Source organism: Flavobacterium sp. Sd200 (genome assembly GCF_009826935.1).
Taxonomy (GTDB): Bacteria; Bacteroidota; Bacteroidia; order Flavobacteriales; family Flavobacteriaceae; genus Flavobacterium.
This window is the reverse complement of record NZ_WUMN01000004.1, coordinates 72,635-93,034: the sequence shown is the minus strand read 5'-3', so window position 1 is coordinate 93,034 and position 20,400 is coordinate 72,635. Positions and strand designations below refer to the sequence as shown.

Below are 20,400 nucleotides of genomic sequence, written 5' to 3'. Positions count from 1 at the left end.
GGATCTAAATATAACAAAAAACGGGTTAACGTTTATATTTCGTATTTTTACATCCATGTCAGATTTTGTAAATTTAAATAAGCTCTACGACCAGTTGCCGGGAAATATTACAGCCGAGAACAATGCGGGCACAGGCCATTTTGATATTATTAAGGTAGAAGATCTTGTGAGTAATGGCAAGCCAAAACACACTGATTACAGCCGCAGAAGTTTTTTTAAAATAAGCCTTGTGCAGGGTGACTGTATTGTGCATTATGCCGACCAGAGTATTGCCGTTAATGGGCATGCCCTTGTGTTTACCAATCCAACAGTGCCTTATAAATGGGAAATTGTCAGCCCTGAGCAAAGCGGATATGTATGCGTTTTTACAGAAGCTTTTTTTAATAGGTTTGCCCCCATAAAAGAGTACCAGGTTTTTAGCAGTGCCGATAATGCCGTGGTAGTATTGGATGCAGTTATGTTTAACTATTTCAGGGAGCTGTTCATTAAAATGGACGCGGAGCTGCAAAGCAGCTATGCGCACAAATACGACTACTTACGCAATTTGCTCATGGAAGTAATTCATGAGGCACAAAAACTGCAGCCCGAGACAGGAGTTGTGATTAATCCTTCTAATGCAGCCGAACGTTTAGCCCTTTTGTTTACCGATCTTTTGGAACGCCAGCTATCAATACAAAACATCTCGGATACTGTTCTATTGAAATCGCCCTCAGATTTTGCCGAAAGGCTCAATGTACATGTAAATCATTTAAACAAAGCCCTTAAAAAAGCAACTGGCCAAACCACCTCAACACTGATTAAAGAAAGAACGCTGCACGAAGCCAAAGTGCTTCTCAAAACCACGAACTGGACCATTGCCGAGATTGCACGTTGCCTTGGTTTTGAAGAGCCTAACCATCTTTCGGTATTTTTTAAAGAGAATACCTCTACCACTCCATCGGAATTCAGGAGCGCCAATTGATTGTCTTTTGTATTTTTTGGTTTGGATACTATAGGCTATAAAACCAATAACTACCGGAAATTTGTACCATATAAAATTTTAACCGTTATGTGGACAAAAGAAAACATACCTGACCAAACAGGTAAAACCGTTATAGTTACAGGTGCTAATGCGGGTATTGGCTATGAAACAGCCCTTGCTCTGTATGAAAAAAATGCTAATATAATACTTGCCTGCCGCGACCTCGATAAAGCTAACGCCGCTGCAAAAACAATAGCAACCGTACCGTCTGAAGGATCAGTGGAAGTATTGGCACTTGACCTATCAGATCTAAATTCAGTAAAAACGGCCGCTGATACTTTTAAAAGTAAGCACCAAAAATTAGACCTACTCATAAACAATGCAGGGGTTATGGTGCCTCCTGCCTCTAAAACTGTGCAAGGCTTTGAGTTACAGTTTGGCACTAATGTTTTGGGGCATTATGCTTTTACAGGCTATTTATATCCGCTTTTAAAGGCTACACCGCAGTCAAGGGTAGTTACTGTCAGCAGCCTTGTGTATCGTTTAGGCAGTATAGACTACGACAACCTTAAAACCGAAAAAGACTATGATGCCAACCGCGAATATGCCCAAAGCAAACTAGCCAACCTATTTTTTACCAGTGAACTTCAACGCAGGGCAAACGAAGCCGGAGACCAGATACTTTCGGTATCTTCACATCCGGGCGTTACGCAAACCGAATTGGCCCGATACATTAGCAAAGAAGAGTTTGATAACATTATAGAAGTCTATGGAGAGCTTATGCCTGCATGGCAGGGTGCCTTGCCAAGTCTTTATGCGGCTGTTAGCGATGATGTAAAAGGAAATGATTTTATTGGCCCCGACAAAGACGGCGGCCTGCGTGGCTATCCTGCCAAAACCGAACTATTGCCTCTTGCCCACAACCAAACCGAAGCTGCAAAACTATGGAAATATGCAGAAGAAGTTACCGGGGTGGTTTATTTTTAACCTGACTTTCACTCAACAAAAAAATAGTTGCAAACCTCCAAACTTTGTAACTTTGCAGCTATGTCAAGAAAAATAAAACTTATTTGGGATTTTAGAGGGCCGGCATCAGCTAAAACTGCCGAACACCACGAAATTCATTTGAAAGAATTCATTGTAATGGAAAAGCTTCCGCTTAACATTACAGGTTTTAGCATAATAAACGATATGCACGCAATTGCCTTTATGGTAGTGACAGATGAATATATGATAGCAGTAAGGGATGCACTAAAACCACACAGAGGGGAATTGTATGGGTAATTCGGTTGACGGTTGTTAGCTGGCAATTGTTATAAAAATATTGTTGCTAAAAAGCGAAAGATCCTGAACAATTTATTCAGGATCTTTCGCTTTTTTTTAATCTGCTAACCGTCACTCAATAGCCAAAAACTAATTCGCTACTTCGCTGATGAATTTAATACGCATCAGTCGCAGTTCTTCGGTGTCATAATCTCCGTCGAATTCTTTAAGGGCGTCTTTGATACTGTCTGATTCACTTTCCATATAATACTCATGGATCTCTTCCTGCTGGTCTTCGTCCAGTATATCATCTACCCAGTATTTTATGTTAAGTTTGGTTCCGCTGTAAACAATCTGTTCCATTTCTTTCAACAGCGCATCCATATCTAAACCTTTAGCCTTTGCAATATCGTTAAGCGACAATTTACGGTCTATATTTTGTATAATATATAGTTTTAAAGCTGAGTTGGCTCCAGTAGTTTTTACCACAAGGTCTTCCGGCCTGATAATATCATTATCCTCTACATATCGGGCTATAAGCTCTACAAAGTCTTTACCGTATTTTTTAGCTTTACCTTCGCCTACGCCATGCACACCGCTAAGCTCTTCAATATTAATCGGATACTTAAGCGCCATATCATCAAGCGATGGGTCCTGAAACACTACAAAAGGCGGCACTCCAAGTTTTTTTGCCACTTTTTTTCGCAGGTCTTTCAGCATTCCTGCAAGCACCTCATCAGACACACCTGTAGATTTTGCTGCCGTAACCGTAGTCTCATCGTCGTTTTCGTTATAATCATGATCTTCCGTCATCATAAACGACTGAGGATTGGCAATAAAAGCCTCCCCTTCCGGCGTAAGCTTTATAACTCCATACGATTCGATATCTTTACTCAAATATCCTGCAACAAGTACCTGTCTTAGCAGGGCCATCCAGTGTTTTTCATCAAAATCTGCACCAGCACCAAAAAATGATTGCGAGTCGGTTTTGTGGGCTTTTATAACCGCATTTACCTTACCGGTAAGCGTAAAAATGATCTCTTTGCTTTTATAAAGCATTTTGGTATCCCTCACAACTTTTAATAGTGTGAGTACCTGATCTTTTGCTTCTTTCTTCTTTTTAGGGTTACGGGCATTATCGTCCATATCATGGCCCTCGCCATTTTCGCCATCATACTCTTCCCCAAAATAATGCAGTAAAAATTTACGACGGCTCATAGAAGTTTCGGCATAGGCCACTACTTCCTGAAGCAGTGCAAAACCAATTTCCTGTTCGGCAACAGGTTTTCCGCTCATAAATTTTTCAAGCTTCTCAATATCTTTATAGGAATAGTAGGCAAGACAATGGCCTTCTCCCCCATCGCGTCCGGCACGCCCGGTTTCCTGATAATAACTTTCTAACGATTTTGGAATGTCATGGTGAATTACAAACCTTACATCCGGCTTGTCGATACCCATACCAAAAGCAATCGTTGCCACCACCACATTTACGTCTTCCATCAAAAACATATCCTGATGTTTCGCACGCGTTTTGGCATCGAGCCCTGCATGATAAGGCACAGCACTAATGCCGTTTACCTGTAATACCTGGGCAATTTCTTCAACCTTTTTGCGGCTCAGGCAATATATTACGCCTGATTTACCTTTATACTGGCGGATAAAACGGATAATGTCGCTCTCTACGGTTTTGGCCTTGGGGCGTATTTCGTAAAATAGGTTTGGCCTGTTAAACGATGCCTTAAAAGTTTGGGCATCGCTCATATCGAGGTTTTTAAGAATGTCTTCCTGTACTTTTGGCGTAGCGGTGGCTGTTAGGCCTATTACCGGTACATCGCCCAGATTGCGTATTATAGAGCGCAGGTTTCGGTACTCCGGCCTGAAATCGTGACCCCATTCTGATATACAGTGCGCCTCATCTATGGCTACAAAAGAAATAGGCACACTTTTAAGGAACGCAGTATATTCCTCTTTGGTAAGCGATTCGGGGGCAACATATAAAAGTTTTGTAAGCCCGGATGATATATCCTTTTTAACCTGTGCGATCTCGGTCTTGGTAAGCGATGAGTTAAGCACATGCGCTATCCCGTTTTCAGACGACAGGCTGCGAATGGCATCTACCTGGTTTTTCATTAGGGCAATAAGGGGCGAAACCACTATGGCCGTACCGTCGAGCACTAAAGCCGGCAGTTGGTAACACAATGATTTTCCGCCACCTGTGGGCATAATTACAAATGTGTTGTTACCCGATATTATGCTGCGCACAACATCTTCCTGCAACCCCTTAAAATTGTTAAAACCAAAATATTTTTTTAACTCTTTATGTAAGTCAATTTCGGTCGATTTCATTATATCATTATAGTAATTTACATAAATTTGCAGAATATAAAGATACAAAAATCTTTGACAAACACAACTTTTTAAACTTTTCGTAAGATTGACCAATAACGAAGCAATACTGGCCTCTGCCAGAAAAACCATACTTTCTGAAAGTGAGAGCATTGCCGCACTGACACAATACCTTGACGATGATTTTGCCAACGCCGTTACAGCCATTTACAACAGTAAAGGCCGACTTGTGGTTACAGGCATAGGCAAAAGTGCGCTAATAGCCTCTAAAATTGTAGCAACCCTAAACTCTACAGGAACACCCGCATTGTTTTTACATGCTGCCGAGGCAATTCATGGCGATTTGGGAATGGTACAGCCTGATGATGTTATTATCTGCATCTCCAAAAGCGGCAATAGCCCCGAAATTAAAGTACTTGCCCCTTTGCTAAAACGCGATGGTAACACCCTTATTGGAATCACAGCAAACAAAACGTCGTTTTTAGGAAAGCAATCCGATTATGTATTGAATGCGTATGTAGAAAAAGAGGCCGATCCTATAAACCTTGCCCCTACCAACAGCACAACAGCACAACTTGTATTGGGCGATGCACTTGCCATTTGCCTTATGGAACTTAAAGGTTTTACCAGCGATGATTTTGCAAAATACCATCCGGGAGGTGCATTAGGCAAAAGGCTTTTGCTGCGTGTGGGCGACATGCTGGACGGCACCCACAAGCCTATGGTAAAACCAGGCGACAGCGTAAAAGTTGCCATACACGAAATATCGGCTAAAAGACTTGGTGTTACAGCAGTTATTGAAGAAGATAAAGTAATAGGTATTATTACAGACGGTGATATTAGGCGCATGCTGAACGACCGCGACAATATTGCCGGGGTTACGGCTTTCGATGTAATGACGCGCAACCCCAAAACCATTACCAGCCACGATATGGTGGTAAAGGCATTCAACATTATGGAAAACCACTCTATTACACAGCTTGTGGTAGTAGACGGTAACGAATATAAAGGCGTGCTGCACCTGCACGATATTTTAAAAGAAGGGATACTGTAAAGCTATGGCGAAAAACAAAAATAAGGGCGGCGAAATGTCGTTCCTGGATCATCTTGAAGAACTTAGGTGGCTGCTTGTAAGGAGCAGTATTGCCATACTTATAGGTGCCTGTGTTGCCTTTGCATTTAGTGGCTATATTTTTGACAATATTATATTTGCCCCTAAAAAATCAGACTTTATTACTTATCGCATTTTTTGCGATCTGGCAAATAAATACGATCTTGATAAAAGCTTTTGCGTAACCGAAATTCCGTTTAGCATACAGAGCCGCACCATGGACGGGCAGTTCTCTACCGACATATGGACATCTGTAACGGCAGGACTTATACTTGCTTTTCCTTTTATTTTATGGGAGTTCTGGAAATTTATACGCCCGGCATTGTATGACAACGAGAAAAAAAGTGCTGTATCGTTTATCATTTCCACATCGTTTTTATTCTTTTTGGGCGTGCTGTTTGGTTACTACCTTATCATGCCGCTCTCTATTAATTTTTTGGGCAACTACCGAATTAGCGATGTAGTGGAGAATAATATAGACATCGACTCTTACCTTAGCCTCATTAAAACCACTGTGTTATCATGCGGGCTGGTGTTCGAACTACCTATTGTTATTTATTTTCTTGCCAAACTTGGGCTGGTTACGGCAGGGTTTTTGAGAGAATACCGCCGCTATGCCTTTGTAATTATACTTATTTTGGCCGCTGTGGTAACCCCACCCGATGTTATTAGCCAGATGACAGTTACCATACCATTGGTTATATTGTATGAAGCAAGCATACTTATTGCAGCACGAATGAACAAAACACCTAAAAAGACAGCATAAACCATGGCAGATTTAGTACAGGAGTTTAACGACTACCGCCAAAAGATGAACGAAAAACTTTTGGCCGACGATAATAAGGTTATAAAACGTATTTTTAACCTCGACACCAATGCTTATATGCCGGGTGCCCTCGATGTTAAAACCAAAGAACTGTTGGGACTTGTGGCATCGGCAGTGCTGCGTTGCGATGATTGTGTAAAATATCATTTGGAAACCAGCTACAAAGAAGGCCTTAACAAAGCCGAAGTTATGGAAGCACTAAGCATTGCAACCCTTGTGGGCGGCACTATTGTTATACCGCACCTGCGCCGTGCCTACGAGTTTTGGGAAGCACTGGAGCAGCAGGGCAATGCATCAATTTAATATACAGCTATGAAGTTAAGGGCAGATAACCTGATAAAAACATACAAAGGCCGCAGCGTTGTTAAAGGCATATCGGTAGAGGTAAACCAAGGCGAGATCGTAGGGCTTTTGGGACCTAATGGTGCCGGCAAAACAACCTCGTTTTACATGATCGTGGGATTGGTAAAACCTAACAGTGGCAATATATTTCTTGACGACATGGAAATTACCGATTTCCCTATGTACAAGCGTGCCCAAAACGGCATTGGCTATTTGGCACAGGAGGCATCGGTATTCAGGAAGCTGAGCATTGAAGACAACATATTGAGCGTATTACAACTTACAAAGCTGTCTAAAAAAGAACAGGAGGCTAAAATGGAAGAACTTATAAATGAGTTCTCCCTGCAACACATACGCACCAATCGTGGCGACCTGCTTTCGGGGGGTGAGCGCCGCCGAACAGAGATTGCCCGTGCACTGGCAACAGATCCTAAGTTTATTTTGCTCGACGAACCTTTTGCCGGGGTAGACCCTGTTGCGGTAGAAGATATTCAGCGCATTGTAGCCCAGCTTAAAAATAAGAACATTGGCATCCTTATAACCGACCACAACGTACAGGAAACTCTCGCCATTACTGATAAAACCTATCTTATGTTTGAGGGAGGGATCCTGAAAGCAGGCAAACCCGAAGAACTTGTACAGGACGAAATGGTGCGTAAGGTATATCTGGGTCAGAACTTTGAGCTCCGCAAAACAAAAATAGATTTCAACAAGCCTAAAAATACTGCCACTTCGGATGACGATCCAACCGTACCCGACCAGGAAAATTTTTAATGCCGCTAAACAATATACGATCCCTGATAAAGTTTTATCGGGGATTTTTTATTTGAGCCGTACAACAAAATGACCTCATCTTATTTTTCAGAGATTTGTTATAAATCTATATACTTATGAAAATAATACACACAGGGGCTACCGGGCTTGTTGGTGAGGGCGTCTTGTTTGCGTGCTTTGAACATCCTGAAGTGGAGGAGATACTTATCATAACCCGAAAACCTTATACCGGGGTTAAACACTCAAAACTAAGAGAACTTATTGTTCCTGATTTTATGGATATTGAACAATACAAAGATAATTTAGACGGTTATGATGCATGCTTTTACTGTGCAGGCATAAGCTCGTTGGGTATGGGCGAAACCGAGTACACGCAAATCACATACACTACCACGCTTAACTTTGCCAAAGTACTTGTAGACATAAACCCACAAATGATTTTTTGCCATATTTCGGGTGCCAATACGGATGGTACAGAAAAAAAAGGAGCCATGTGGGCACGTGTAAAGGGCAAAACAGAAAATGCTTTAATGCAACTGCCTTTTAAAAGGGTTTACAATTTCAGGCCTGCATTTATGAAACCTTACAAAGGTCAACAAAATGTAAAGGGGTATTACAAAACCATAAGTTTTTTGTCACCCCTATTTAAATTTTTAATGCCCCACATGACAAGTACTATGCAACAGGTAGGTTTTTCTATGATAAACAGTGTATCAAAAGTCTATGAAAAACAAATATTGGAAGTTGAAGATATTAATAAATTGGCAAAGTTATAATACCTTATTTTACATCTTCTAAAAATTCAATCCTGAAGACAGGCAATCCGCAAGAACTTGTAAAGGGCGAAATGGTACGCAAGGTTTATTTCGGGCAGAACTTTGAACCTCGCTAAACAACATACGATCCCTGATAAATTTTTTATCAGGGATTTTTTTTACCCCTATCCTACTAACAATAAAGCATTTTCTTTTAACTTTAACCATAGGGTTAATTGCATTTTAAATGTTATAAAGTAAACCAAACAAACTAATTATTTCGTGAAAAAATTATTCTTCTGCTACATTGCCTGCATTCTTAGCAGCTATAGCATGTTTTCCCAAAGAGAATTTTGGGGTGTTAACAAAGGCATTGATGATGGCGGTGAAAATTCTACCGGATACAAGGGAAACATAACCAAATACGATAGCAATGGCCAAAACCCGACGATAGTGCATGAGTTTTTAGATTTTGCCACCGGTAAAACACCGAAAGGAAAACTATTTTTGGCCTCTAACGGTAAGTTATATGGAATGACAATAGCCGGAGGAAACCAGATTGAACCTCCCGTACCTTTCAACGATAATGGTTTTGGTGTCTTGTATGAATATGACCTTGTTTTTAATAGGTATAGGGTAGTACATTATTTTGATAGACGGGCTCCAAATGGCATCTTCGGCACACGCATGTTGGAACCTGTTGAGGGCAAGTTATATGGAAGTATTTCAAATAAGATATTTAGTTATGATCTGGCAACCGAAGTCTTTAGTTATTTAACCGGAGCTGCGGGCGATAGTTTCGACGGGGGGATATTTAAGGCCTCCAACGGTTTTTTATATTGCACCACAAAAGACTCCTATTGTCCTGGGGTTAACTCGGTAGGGCCTAACAATTTTGGCACAATTATCAAGGTAGACATCATTAATAATAGCATACAGCAGGTATATCAGCTGCAGTGCGACGGCAGCGAGGGCATAAGGTTTAGTGGTGAGTTTATTGAAGCAATTCCGGGAAAGCTATTTGGTATTACATCGGGAGGTGGTAATGCGACTCCTGGAGATGGTACCGTGTTCGAATTTGATATCAACACCAATACATTCACCAAAAAAATCGATTTCGATGGAGATAACCTTGGAAGTGGCCCAAAGGATATCGTGAATGGGGAGAACGGTACACTATATGGAATTTGCGAAAATGGAGGAACTAATATTTATTTTAACAGCACAAATGAAATAACATACACGGAGCACCGTGGTACTGTGTTTGAATATCTGCCATTTACAAACACTATAAATGTGCTCCATAATTTCGGAAATCATCAGGGAACACCTGATTACTTTACAAGTGCAAATCCGACCTCGCTGGTGAAATCCTCAACTGGAGATTATTTTGGTATTTCTTCATTCGGAGTCTTTAAATTTAGTGCAACAGATAATTCAGTTGTTATGCCAACTACTTTTGGCATTCCTATTCCTCTTAACGCAAATGTATCAGAGTCGTTAACCGAGATCTGCCGCAAACCATCTTATTCTTATATAGAAAATGATGTTTATACTATTTGTGAAGGAGAGGCTTTTACATTTGACTTACACAACACAAATGCCGAGACATATACATGGAAGAAAAATGACCAAATCATAGCGTCCCAAACAACAGGCGTATTGAATCTAAATGACTTGGAAGTATCCGATAGTGGTAATTATATCTGTGAAATGGTCAATGAATGCGGAACAACGATCACCATACCGATACATCTTACCATAGAAGCCTGCATGGGGCTTGACGAGGCCATAGGCTATAAAAATGCGATATTATTATATCCTAACCCTACAGAGGACATAATTAACATCAAACTACCTGAAAACCCAAATTTTATGGTTACAAGTGTGGCAATTTACAATCTGCTGGGACAGGAAGTATATGCAGACAAATCTAACTATAGTGATATTAAGGTTGGTACTTTTACTAAAGGTATATATATAGTAAAGCTAACTACTGATAAAGGGGAATGGCAATCAAGGTTTATCAAGAAGTAAGTATGAAAACAATCTATATTATCTGTATTTTATTTGCTTACACGTTTAATACCTACGCCCAAAAAGAACTTTGGGGTGTAAACGATGGGGATTATGTGAATGTCCCTGGGTTTCCTTTTAACTATGGTAAAATTGTAAAATATGATATTAATGGTGAAAATCCCGAAGTGATGCACGATTTCGACTCCATACAGGGGTATCGACCCTTAGGCAGATTGTTTCTTGCTAGTAACGGAAAATTGTATGGCACTGCTGTAGCTGGTGGCGAAACCGGACCTGTTGTGACTAATGCAAATGCAGGTGTGTTGTTTGAATATGATTTAATACTTAATAAATATAGCGTCTTACATTATTTTGGTTCTGACAACATTGGCTACTCAAATCCTGATATTGGTGTCATAGAACCTACACCCGGAATATTATGTGGTGCTACGCAAAATAGAATTTATAATTATGATATCGCTACCGAAAGTATGACTTTTTCAAACCCGTTACTGTATCAAAACATTTTCACCAGTGAATTAATGAAAGCATCTAATGGGTATATTTACGGTGTTTCATATGGAGGTTATTGTCAAAACGTTACTTCACCCTTACCTTATCTGGGGAATATTATTAAATATGACATTGTTACCAATAACGTAAGTTTTGCACATTCAATTACTTGTCCGCAACGAGAAATTAAAGGAGCCGGGCCCAGAAATCAATTAGTTGAAGCAAGTGTTGGTAAACTATATGGAACCTGTGTAAGTGGTGGCATAAATGAATTCAACGATCCAGATAATTTAAAAGGAGGTACACTATTTGAATTTAATATCGATACCGATGCGTATACTAAAAAAATTGACTTCGACTTTCCGACTATAGGTGCACGTCCTTTTAATTTAGTAATTGGGGATAATAGTAAAATATATGGTATCTGTGAAGAAGGTGGTGCTTCACAAAGCTGTGACCCAACCAATAACTTTGGTGCATTGTACGAATATACTCCTACTACCAATGTACTCGAAGTAAAACAATATTTAAATCTCTGTACCACTCCTATTAGATATCCTCAATTTTTAATGCGTACCAGTAACGGTTATTTTATGGGAATTACCGTAGATGGAAATATATTTAAATATGATGCAGTTACTAATGAGATTACTTATGTATCAACATTTTACAAACCCTTAAACCTCATCGAAATCTGCCGCAAGCCTTCCTATCACTTTTTCGATGTAGATACGTTTGACGCTTGCGCGGGTGGAACTTTCAATTATGATGTGCAGAACACCAATGCTATAAATTACCAATGGAAAAAAAATGAACAGGACGTTATTGGGCAAACTACAGGTGTTTTAAACCTTACCAACCTTCAAGCAAGCGATGCCGGCGATTACACCTGCCTTATGACTAATGAATGCGGTACGACTACAACAATGGTTTTACATTTAACTGTAAGTTGTTTGGGAATAAATACTTATGCCGATTTGGATAAATCTATTAAGTTATTTCCCAATCCGACCGAAGACATTCTAAATATAAAACTTCCAGAAAATATAGAGGTTACTGTGACCAGTATCAAAATTGCCAATTCATTGGGGCAAATTATACGAGAACAAAAAATACAGAACAATGGTGCGATTGATGTCAGCCAACTGCAAACAGGTATCTACGTTATTTCTTTTACAACCAATTATGGTGATTGGAAAGAAAAGTTTGTGAAGGAATAGCCAAAATAAATGTGTGTTAAATAAAAAACAACGTTTGAAAAAATTTATCTTCCTATTTTTATTAGTATGCATTACCGCCAATGCCCAAAGGGAATTTTGGGGCGTTTCTGAATATACTAATTTTTCAGATGTACAGGGAAATATTGTAAAATTTGACATCAACGGCGAGAATGCAATCACAATGCACCATTTTAATTATCCCACCGGAAAATTGCCACGCGGCAAGCTGTTTTTATCCAGTAATGGCAAACTGTATGGTACGGCTGCTTTTGGAGGCATTGGAAGTACAACCAGCACTAATGAACAAGATGGCTACGGTATACTTTATGAATACGATTTAACTTTTGATACCTATAACGTTGTACATTATTTTGATTTCCCCCTTATGCCAAATGGAAATAGTGCTACCAATCCTTTTACCAGTATAATTGAGCCTGTTCCGGGTAAATTATATGGTGGTGTCGCCAATCGTTTTTATGTATATGACATTGCTACAGAAACGGTCTCATTTCTTAATCATAATTATTCATTTGAAGCCATGGGGCCGATTAACGATTTGATAAAAGCGTCTGATGGATTCTTATATGCGGTTTCCAATCAGGCATTTCCCTGCACAAGCCCGGCTCCCAACCAATCTAATCAGGGTTCCATATTAAAAGTAAATACCAGCAACAATACGGTTCAAAAAGTGGCGTATTTTAATTGTGATGGCTCAACGGGAATTGGAGGTAAAACTATGATAGAAGCTTTACCTAATAAAATATTTTTCTTAAGTAGCGGAGGTTACGTGTTTCTTCCTGATGAAGGGTATGCGTTGCCTGCCGGTACAATAATTGAGTTTGATATGCTCACCAATACGCTTACTACTAAAGTCACTTTTGATTTTTTCAATTCTTTAGGCTATGAACCATCTGGATTCGTCCTTATTAATGGAAATTTATATGGAGTTTGTACGGGAGGTGGTGATACCTATAAAAATGGTTACACATCAGGCATTTTTAATAAAACAGGTACTATTTGGGAATACAACCCCAATGACAATACCATTGTAAAATTAACCGACTTAGATCTTAACAGATTCGGCCCATGCAATATAACTGAATCAAGTGATGGCTATTTAGCCGGAAATCTTACTAATTCGGGTGTATTTAAATATAATGCGGATGATAATAGCCTACGATTTTCTGACCTAAATACCTATAGTGATCCAGGGAACCAGTTTTATACCCGAAACCTCATCGAAGTATGCCGTAAGCCATCTTATTCCTACATTGAGAATGATACTTATACCATTTGTGAAGGCGAACCTTTTACCTATGATCTTAATAACACCAATGCTACAGGATATACTTGGAAAAGAAATGACCAGATCATAGCTTCCCAAACAACAGGCGTGTTGAGCTTAAATGACTTGGAAGTATCCGATAGTGGTGATTATACCTGTGATATGGTCAATGAATGCGGAACGACAATCACCATGCCCATACACATTACCGTAGAAGCCTGTATGGGGCTTGACGAGGCCATAGGCTATAAAAATGTAATATCATTATATCCTAACCCGACAGATGATATTATAAATATCAAGCTGCCTGAAAACCCTAATTTTACAGTCACAAGCGTGGCAATTTACAATATGCTTGGACAGGAAGTTTACTCCGATACTTCCAAATACAATGGCATTAATGTAGGCACTTTTTCTCGGGGGATTTATATCATAAAACTGGCTACCGATAAAGGAGAATGGCAGTCAAAATTTATTAAAAAGTGACATGTTAAAGACATGAAAATCAATCAACTTCTATTCTTTTTAATGATTACCTGCTCTCTTCACGCTCAAAAGGAATTTTGGGGATTAAATAAAGGAGCGGACGACGGTGGTGAAAATTCTACCGGGTATAAGGGGAATATAACCAAATACGACAGCAACGGACAAAACCCAACTATTGTACATGAGTTTTTAGATTTTGCCACCGGTAAAACACCAAAAGGAAAACTATTTTTAGCTTCTAATGGCAAACTATATGGAATGACATTTGCCGGTGGGCACCAGATTGATCCTCCAGTGGAATTCAATGACAATGGTTTCGGAGTCTTGTACGAATATGACCTGGTGTTCGACATCTACAGGGTAGTGCATTATTTTGATATTCAGGCACCAAATTATATTTATGGTACTGGTGTTATAGAACCAGTCTCTGGAAAACTTTATGGAAGTGTTTCAAATAAAGTGTTTAGCTATGATTTATCAACCGAGACTTTTACATACTTAACAGGAGAAGCAGGAAACAGTATTGATGGTGAATTACTGAAAGCATCTAACGGTTTTCTCTATTGCACTACCAAGGACTCGTTTTGCCCGGGGGTTAATTCGGTAGGGCCTAACAATTTTGGCACAATTATCAAGGTAGACATCATTAATAATAGCATACAGCAGGTCTATCAGCTGCAGTGTGACGCTAGCGAGGGCATACGCTTTAGCGGAGAGTTTATAGAAACCTCCCCTGGTAAACTAATTAATATTACAGGAGGGGGAGGAAACTCTTCGCCCGGTGATGGTACCATATTTGAATTTGATATCAGCACCAATACCTTTACTAAAAAAATTGATTTTGATGGTGACAATTTAGGACGCAACCCGTTGGCTATGGTTGGCGGAGATAATGGTGTACTGTATGGAGTATGTGAAAATGGGGGACTAATATTTATTTTAACAGCTCTAATGAAATGACTTATACGGAGCACCGCGGTACACTGTTTGAATATATCCCTTCAACAAATGCAATTAATATACTCCATAATTTCGGAAATCATCAGGGAACTCCCGATTTCTTTACAAGTGCAAATCCGACCTCGCTGATAAAGTCCTCTACCGGAGATTATTTTGGGGTTTCTTTATTCGGACTCTTTAAATTTAGCGCAACCGACAATTCTGTTATAATGCCTAATCCTATCGGAACGCCTATCCCGCTTAATGCAAATGTGACAGAATCTTTAATAGAAGTATGCCGCAAGCCTTCCTACACCTACATTGAGAATGATACTTATACCATTTGCGAAGGAGAAACTTTTACATTTGACTTACACAACACAAATGCCGAGACATATACATGGAAAAAAAATAATGAACTCATAGCCTTGCAAACAACAGGCGTGTTGAACTTAAATGACTTGGAAGTATCCGATAGTGGTGATTATACCTGTGAAATGATAAACGAATGCGGAACGACAATCACCATACCCATACACATTACCGTAGAAGCCTGTATGGGGTTAGACGAGGCCATAGGCTATAAAAATGCGATATTATTATATCCTAACCCTACAGAGGATATTATAAATATCAAACTGCCTGAAAACCCTAATTTTACAGTTACAAACGTAGCAATTTACAATGTGCTGGGGCAGCAAGTCTATTATGACACCCTTAAGTCTAACGGTATTAGTGTAAGCAATTTTAGCGGTGGCATATATGTAGTAAAATTCACTACTGACAAAGGAGAGTGGCAGGGAAAATTTATTAAAAAGTAGACTCTATTTTTATATCTTCCCAAAAAGCAATCCACAATTTATCTCTCTTAATACAATTAATCAACAGGTCGGCACCATATTTCGTAACATGGTCTTTATCGCGCATGTAGGTTACATTTTTTGGAGATAGCGGCGGAACGTTCTTTTCGTTCAGAACATTAATGTAAACATTCTTTAAACGTTGAGAAAGATAGCTGTTAAGTTCTACAGTGTACTCATCTAAATAAAAAGCATGATTGTCAGAATTAAAATAGTGTGCCCGTGCCGCAATAGTGGGATATGAAACAGAATACCGTTCCGTTTGCCCAATTACCACTACGGGTATATTGTAGCGCTTTAAATAATCAACAGCCTCATTAATGCCATACACCAAACTGTCCTGTTGCACCAGCCTTTGCCCTGCCCAATTGCCACTGATTATTATACCATCTATTTTATCTGCATTGTTAGGGATAAAATCTTTATAAACGTAATCCATCAACTCCCTCAGGTTGTTCCTTTTAGTATAATAGCTTTTAATCGTGGGTAGTGTTGCCGGAGCGGTGGCCTGTAAGAAATTAATTTCAGGAAAACCCTCCATCAACGACTGAGACAATTGTGCCAGGTGGCTGTCTCCTATCAGCAGTACATTGGATTTAGCATCGTCAAAACACAGGCATGCCTGTTTTTTATATTTGGCAAACGATTCTACAAAGCAGGTATCTTTGCGGTATTGCCTAAAAAATGGTTTGCTGGTTATGCCTACATTATTGGCAATAGATAATGTTTTATTATCATACAGCACACGGTTTACATTGAAGTATTGTACACAAAACACTACAGTAAATACAGAAACCACACCTAAACCTATGCCCAACTTCCGGTTAAAATGTATGCTCTCTACATATCGATAAGAAATATATCCTAACATTACTGAGAGTATTATATATACACCAACAGCCAAAACGCTTTTGCCAAGACCATAGTATTGCGCAATAACAAAAACAGGCCAGTGCCATAAATAAAGCGAATAGGATATTTTACCTGTAAACTGAACAAAACTAAGATGAGTGAACTTGAAATTTACATTTGCGGCAATTATTAAAAACGTTGCCAAAACGGGTAGCAATGTATAAAATCCCGGCCAGGGCAGGCTCTCATCTAACACAAAAAAACAGGACAGGATAACAGCATATCCACTAAGCGCAAATATTTTTTTAGTGCGGCTGTTTGTAAGACTACCCTCTGCAAAAAAGGCAATACCACCCAAAAGCATTTCCCAGGCACGGGTGGGCAACATGTAGAACGAAAAGCTCTGAAAATAATGCGAAACCACCACCGACACTATGAATAAAACTACTGTAAGCGCAATAAACACGCTTTTATATACTCGCTTGTTTTTAAACAGCCTATTAAAGAGCAGCAATAAAAAAGGGTAAAGCAAATAAAACTGCCACTCTACAGAAAGCGACCAGGTGTGGAGGAACAAATTAGTATCTGACGAGGCATCGAAATATGAAGGTGTATTGTACCAAAAAAACAGATTGGACAAAAAGAGCAGTGCCGATGCACCGTTTTGCACATTGGGCTTGTAATCGTTGGGGAGGTATATAAAAAAACATAAGGCAGCAATTACAGCTACTAAAAAAACCAGCGCAGGCACTATTCTGTAAAGCCGTTTTTCGAAATACCGAAGAAAAGAAAACGAACCTTTATCGATCTGGCCTATAACCACACGACTCATTAAATAGCCCGATATAACAAAAAATACATCTACCCCGGCAAAACCTCCGCTCAAAAATTCCGGTTTAAAGTGATAAAACACCACGCCTATTATTGCAAGGGCACGTAGTGCATTAATATCATACCTAAACGACCTGTCAGTGCCTGCCTGCCCCATATCCGCTTATTTTATCCGCAGGTTATCAAGTTCCGTAAGCTGGCCGTTGTAAATGTTTACATCTACATTGCCCTCTATCCCTTTTATGCTCCCTTTATCGGTAAACTGCCAAAACAGCCACTCTTTGCGTATCTCTTCCTCAAAAAAACTGTAGTTGGCAATCCACAGGTTATAGTCTGCAAATTCTTCCTTTAAAAAATCGGTATAATAACTCTCGCCGCTGTAAATAATGGGTTTAACGCCATAGTGCTTTTCAACCTTTGCCAGCCATTTACGCAGCCCGCTTTTAAGGCTGTCCATGTTTTGCCTGCGCGAAACCTTTTCAATGTCCAGCACAGGTGGCAGGTCTCCCCTTTTAAGTGTAACGGTTTTAATAAAATTAGCAGCTTGTTTCACAGAATTTTCATCCGGTCGATAGTAATGGTATGCTCCCCGTATAAACCCTGCCTGTTTGGCTTTGCGCCAGTTGGTTTTAAATTGGGTATCGTTAGCGTTGGTTCCTGCAGTAGCACGGATAAAAACAAAATCAAGTGGAAAATCGCCTTTAGTGCGTTCTATACTATCCCAATTTATTATACCCTGATAATGCGAAACATCGAAACCAAAAACTTTATTCTTGTGTCGGGTAACTATTTCATACAACCGTAAATCAGCAATCTTGCGTTCTTCTTTCGTTATAACCGAAATACGCTTGTTGGTCTTAAAACCAAGGTAATATAAAAAACCGTTGCGGTATTGATAGGCTGCTGCAATTATAAACGATGCGACCAGTAATAAAACGGAATACTTAAGTATGGTACCCGATGTGATCTTTGACTGTTTAGCTTTTGTTTTTGAACCTCTTTTTTGAGGCACATTTTTTTTAGGGATTGCCTTTGATGTTGCCTTTACAGGCAATGTTTTTTTTGTTTGCGGCGTGCGCTTCATAGTTTATGCCTTAGCCCAAAACTTATTATTGATAGCCGACAGCACCACATAGAACAAAATAATAATCGGTATGGCAAGATACTGTAATGCAAACAACAGCAGTATAGACACTATTAAAAATATAAACTGTACTTTATTGGTCTCCCAGTTAAAGTATTTTATTTTAAGAGAAAACAGTGGTATCTCTGCATTAAGCATAAAAGCACTCAACAGGCTTATGCCAATAAGCACATACGGGCTGCTAAGGGCTTCAAATATCCAACCGGTGCCATCGCTAAAATTCTGTATTACGGCAAGGCTCATAACAAACAATGCGTTGGCAGGTGTTGGCAGGCCAATAAAAGAATCAGTCTGGCGGGTATCTACATTAAACTTAGCCAGCCTGTAGCATGAAGCCAACGTAATTATAAAACCAAAATAGGGCAATATGCCCAAGTAAAAATTATTTGCCTCAAGGTTGTATTCCTGCTGGTTCTCGGCAATGCCGTTAAGCAATTGGAACATTACCAAACCCGGCACTACACCACTGGTAACCATATCGGCAAGTGAGTCGAGCTGAAGGCCAATATCGCTTTTAACTTTAAGTATGCGCGCAAAAAAACCATCCCAAAAATCAAAAAATATGCCTATAGCCACCCACAGGAATGCCAACTGATAATTAGTATCAAAAGCAAACACAAGGGCTATAAGTCCGGATGCAAGATTAAGCAATGTAATAATATTGGGCACGTGTTTTTTAAACGCCATAAAAGCTGTATTTTTTTATAGCACAAAGTTAATACAATAAGTTAATAGAATTGGAGTTTAGTAATTGAGAATTTTATATCATATTTGCACAAATTAACCGTGTTGAGAAAGTTACTTTTTACCTTACTGCTTACTGCACCCATTGCTACTTACAGCCAGGCCGTTAGAAAATATTCTAATGAGTTTATGAGCATAGGTACAGATGCGGCTGCGCTGGGCATGAGTAATGCCGTTACAGGCCACACGGGCGATGTAAACAGTGGGTATTGGAATCCGGCAGGACTAATGCAGGTTAAAGAAAAGCAGCTTGCCCTTATGCATGCCAGCTATTTTGCCAACATCGCACAATATGATTATGCCGCTTTTGCCATGCCTATAGACGACCGTAGTGCCTTCGGGCTATCGGTAATACGTTTTGGCGTAGACGACATTCTTAATACCACCCAGCTAATAGACGATCAGGGCAATATAGACTACAACCGTATAAGTCTTTTTTCTACTGCAGATTATGGCGTTACCCTTAGTTATGCACGCTACCTACCTTTAGATGGTTTTAGCTATGGCATAAACGCTAAAGTTATTCGTAGGGTTATTGGCAAATTTGCCGATTCTTATGGCTTTGGATTCGATGTGGGTTTTCAATATAAATCAACGGGCGACTGGCAGTTTGGTGTAATGCTTAGAGACATTACCACTACTTACAACGTCTGGAATATCGACGAAGATGAGTATGCCACCATTAGGGACGCCGTTGCCGGACAAAACCAGGAACTGCCCGAAACCACAGAAATAACGCTGCCTAAAGCACAGGTTGGAGCAGCCAAAAAGTTTGTTTTTCATAACGAAATAAGCCTTTTAGCCGCTGCAAATCTAAATATGCAGTTTGCAAAGACCAACGACATTATAAACCTTGACTTTGTTAGCATAGACCCGGCTGTGGGGTTTGAGGTGGGCTACATAGATATGGTATTTGTAAGAGCTGGCGTGGGCAACTTCCAGAACGAAACACAAATAGACAACTCCCAAAGTGTAAGTTTTCAGCCAAATATTGGCCTTGGGTTTAAATATCGCGGCATACAGGTAGACTATGCCCTGACAGATATTGGCGACCAAAGCGCGGCACTATATTCCAATATATTTTCTCTTAAGGTAGATTTGAGTATCTTTAGCCGATAAAAACCGCACA

Annotated in this window: 18 protein-coding genes and 1 pseudogene; 15 read left to right on the top strand and 4 right to left on the bottom strand. The window is 39.7% G+C overall.

The annotated features are described in order from the left end of the window. The first annotated feature begins 55 nt into the window (after window positions 1–55). The 3 genes from GR160_RS12260 (at window position 56) to GR160_RS12250 (ending at window position 2,245) form a co-directional block, all read left to right on the top strand. Window positions 56–961 (top strand): AraC family transcriptional regulator, encoded by a 906-nt coding sequence (locus tag GR160_RS12260; RefSeq protein ID WP_160750171.1) that lies wholly within the window; start codon window positions 56–58, stop codon window positions 959–961. Window positions 962–1,048: 87 nt separating this feature from the next. After that, window positions 1,049–1,948 carry an oxidoreductase gene (locus GR160_RS12255; RefSeq protein WP_160750170.1) on the top strand — a complete coding sequence of 300 codons (900 nt, stop codon included), beginning with the start codon at window positions 1,049–1,051 and terminating at the stop codon, window positions 1,946–1,948. A gap of 60 nt (window positions 1,949–2,008) precedes the next feature. Then, window positions 2,009–2,245, top strand: a complete 237-nt coding sequence (locus tag GR160_RS12250) for a hypothetical protein (RefSeq protein ID WP_160750169.1) — start codon at window positions 2,009–2,011, stop codon at window positions 2,243–2,245. A gap of 129 nt (window positions 2,246–2,374) precedes the next feature. Here the strand turns inward: GR160_RS12250 and GR160_RS12245 are convergent, their stop codons facing one another. After that, on the bottom strand, window positions 2,375–4,570 hold the full coding sequence (locus GR160_RS12245; protein WP_160750168.1) for an ATP-dependent DNA helicase RecQ: 2,196 nt from the start codon (window positions 4,568–4,570) through the stop codon (window positions 2,375–2,377). Window positions 4,571–4,658: 88 nt separating this feature from the next. On the opposite strand from GR160_RS12245, the gene GR160_RS12240 reads away from it, so the two are divergent. The 11 genes and pseudogenes from GR160_RS12240 (at window position 4,659) to GR160_RS12195 (ending at window position 15,661) form a co-directional block, all read left to right on the top strand. Then, a complete protein-coding gene (locus GR160_RS12240) occupies window positions 4,659–5,624 on the top strand; it encodes an SIS domain-containing protein (protein WP_160750167.1) in 966 nt (321 codons plus the stop codon). Between the two features lie 4 nt (window positions 5,625–5,628). Continuing rightward, window positions 5,629–6,447 (top strand): twin-arginine translocase subunit TatC, encoded by an 819-nt coding sequence (gene tatC, locus GR160_RS12235; RefSeq protein WP_202390778.1) that lies wholly within the window; start codon window positions 5,629–5,631, stop codon window positions 6,445–6,447. A 3-nt stretch (window positions 6,448–6,450) separates the two neighbouring features. Then, window positions 6,451–6,810: a carboxymuconolactone decarboxylase family protein gene (locus tag GR160_RS12230; protein ID WP_160750166.1), complete on the top strand. Its 360-nt coding sequence runs from the start codon at window positions 6,451–6,453 to the stop codon at window positions 6,808–6,810. A 9-nt stretch (window positions 6,811–6,819) separates the two neighbouring features. Further along, the gene (gene lptB / locus GR160_RS12225; protein WP_160750165.1) at window positions 6,820–7,623 is read left to right on the top strand and encodes an LPS export ABC transporter ATP-binding protein; all 804 of its coding nucleotides are present in this window, start codon (window positions 6,820–6,822) and stop codon (window positions 7,621–7,623) included. A gap of 116 nt (window positions 7,624–7,739) precedes the next feature. Further along, entirely contained in the window at window positions 7,740–8,399 is a 660-nt protein-coding gene (locus GR160_RS12220; RefSeq protein WP_202390777.1) for an epimerase, read from the top strand. Window positions 8,400–8,419: 20 nt separating this feature from the next. Beyond that, window positions 8,420–8,515: pseudogene (locus GR160_RS19435) on the top strand (LPS export ABC transporter ATP-binding protein); the annotation flags it as partial. Window positions 8,516–8,660: 145 nt separating this feature from the next. Further along, a complete protein-coding gene (locus tag GR160_RS19580) occupies window positions 8,661–10,415 on the top strand; it encodes a choice-of-anchor tandem repeat GloVer-containing protein (RefSeq protein WP_160750164.1) in 1,755 nt (584 codons plus the stop codon). A 2-nt stretch (window positions 10,416–10,417) separates the two neighbouring features. Further along, entirely contained in the window at window positions 10,418–12,130 is a 1,713-nt protein-coding gene (locus tag GR160_RS12210) for a choice-of-anchor tandem repeat GloVer-containing protein (RefSeq protein ID WP_237421220.1), read from the top strand. A gap of 34 nt (window positions 12,131–12,164) precedes the next feature. Beyond that, window positions 12,165–13,901, top strand: coding sequence for a T9SS type A sorting domain-containing protein (locus GR160_RS12205; protein ID WP_160750162.1), 1,737 nt, complete (start codon window positions 12,165–12,167; stop codon window positions 13,899–13,901). Window positions 13,902–13,913: 12 nt separating this feature from the next. Further along, the gene (locus GR160_RS12200; RefSeq protein WP_160750161.1) at window positions 13,914–14,861 is read left to right on the top strand and encodes a choice-of-anchor tandem repeat GloVer-containing protein; all 948 of its coding nucleotides are present in this window, start codon (window positions 13,914–13,916) and stop codon (window positions 14,859–14,861) included. After that, window positions 14,858–15,661 (top strand): T9SS type A sorting domain-containing protein, encoded by an 804-nt coding sequence (locus tag GR160_RS12195; RefSeq protein ID WP_160750160.1) that lies wholly within the window; start codon window positions 14,858–14,860, stop codon window positions 15,659–15,661. Before GR160_RS12200 ends, GR160_RS12195 begins: the two co-directional genes overlap by 4 nt. Here GR160_RS12195 and GR160_RS12190 read toward each other — a convergent pair. From GR160_RS12190 to GR160_RS12180, 3 genes are read right to left on the bottom strand one after another with little or no spacing between them, the layout of a single operon-like run. Further along, window positions 15,651–17,540 (bottom strand): acyltransferase family protein, encoded by a 1,890-nt coding sequence (locus GR160_RS12190; protein WP_160750159.1) that lies wholly within the window; start codon window positions 17,538–17,540, stop codon window positions 15,651–15,653. The genes GR160_RS12195 and GR160_RS12190 overlap by 11 nt on opposite strands. A gap of 6 nt (window positions 17,541–17,546) precedes the next feature. Then, a complete protein-coding gene (locus tag GR160_RS12185; RefSeq protein WP_160750158.1) occupies window positions 17,547–18,467 on the bottom strand; it encodes a glycoside hydrolase family 25 protein in 921 nt (306 codons plus the stop codon). Between the two features lie 3 nt (window positions 18,468–18,470). Then, on the bottom strand, window positions 18,471–19,214 hold the full coding sequence (locus GR160_RS12180) for a phosphatidylcholine/phosphatidylserine synthase (RefSeq protein ID WP_160750157.1): 744 nt from the start codon (window positions 19,212–19,214) through the stop codon (window positions 18,471–18,473). Between the two features lie 102 nt (window positions 19,215–19,316). Here GR160_RS12180 and GR160_RS12175 point away from each other — a divergent pair, with 102 nt between their 5' ends. Then, the gene (locus GR160_RS12175; protein WP_370519218.1) at window positions 19,317–20,390 is read left to right on the top strand and encodes a PorV/PorQ family protein; all 1,074 of its coding nucleotides are present in this window, start codon (window positions 19,317–19,319) and stop codon (window positions 20,388–20,390) included. The last annotated feature ends 10 nt before the right edge of the window (window positions 20,391–20,400 follow it).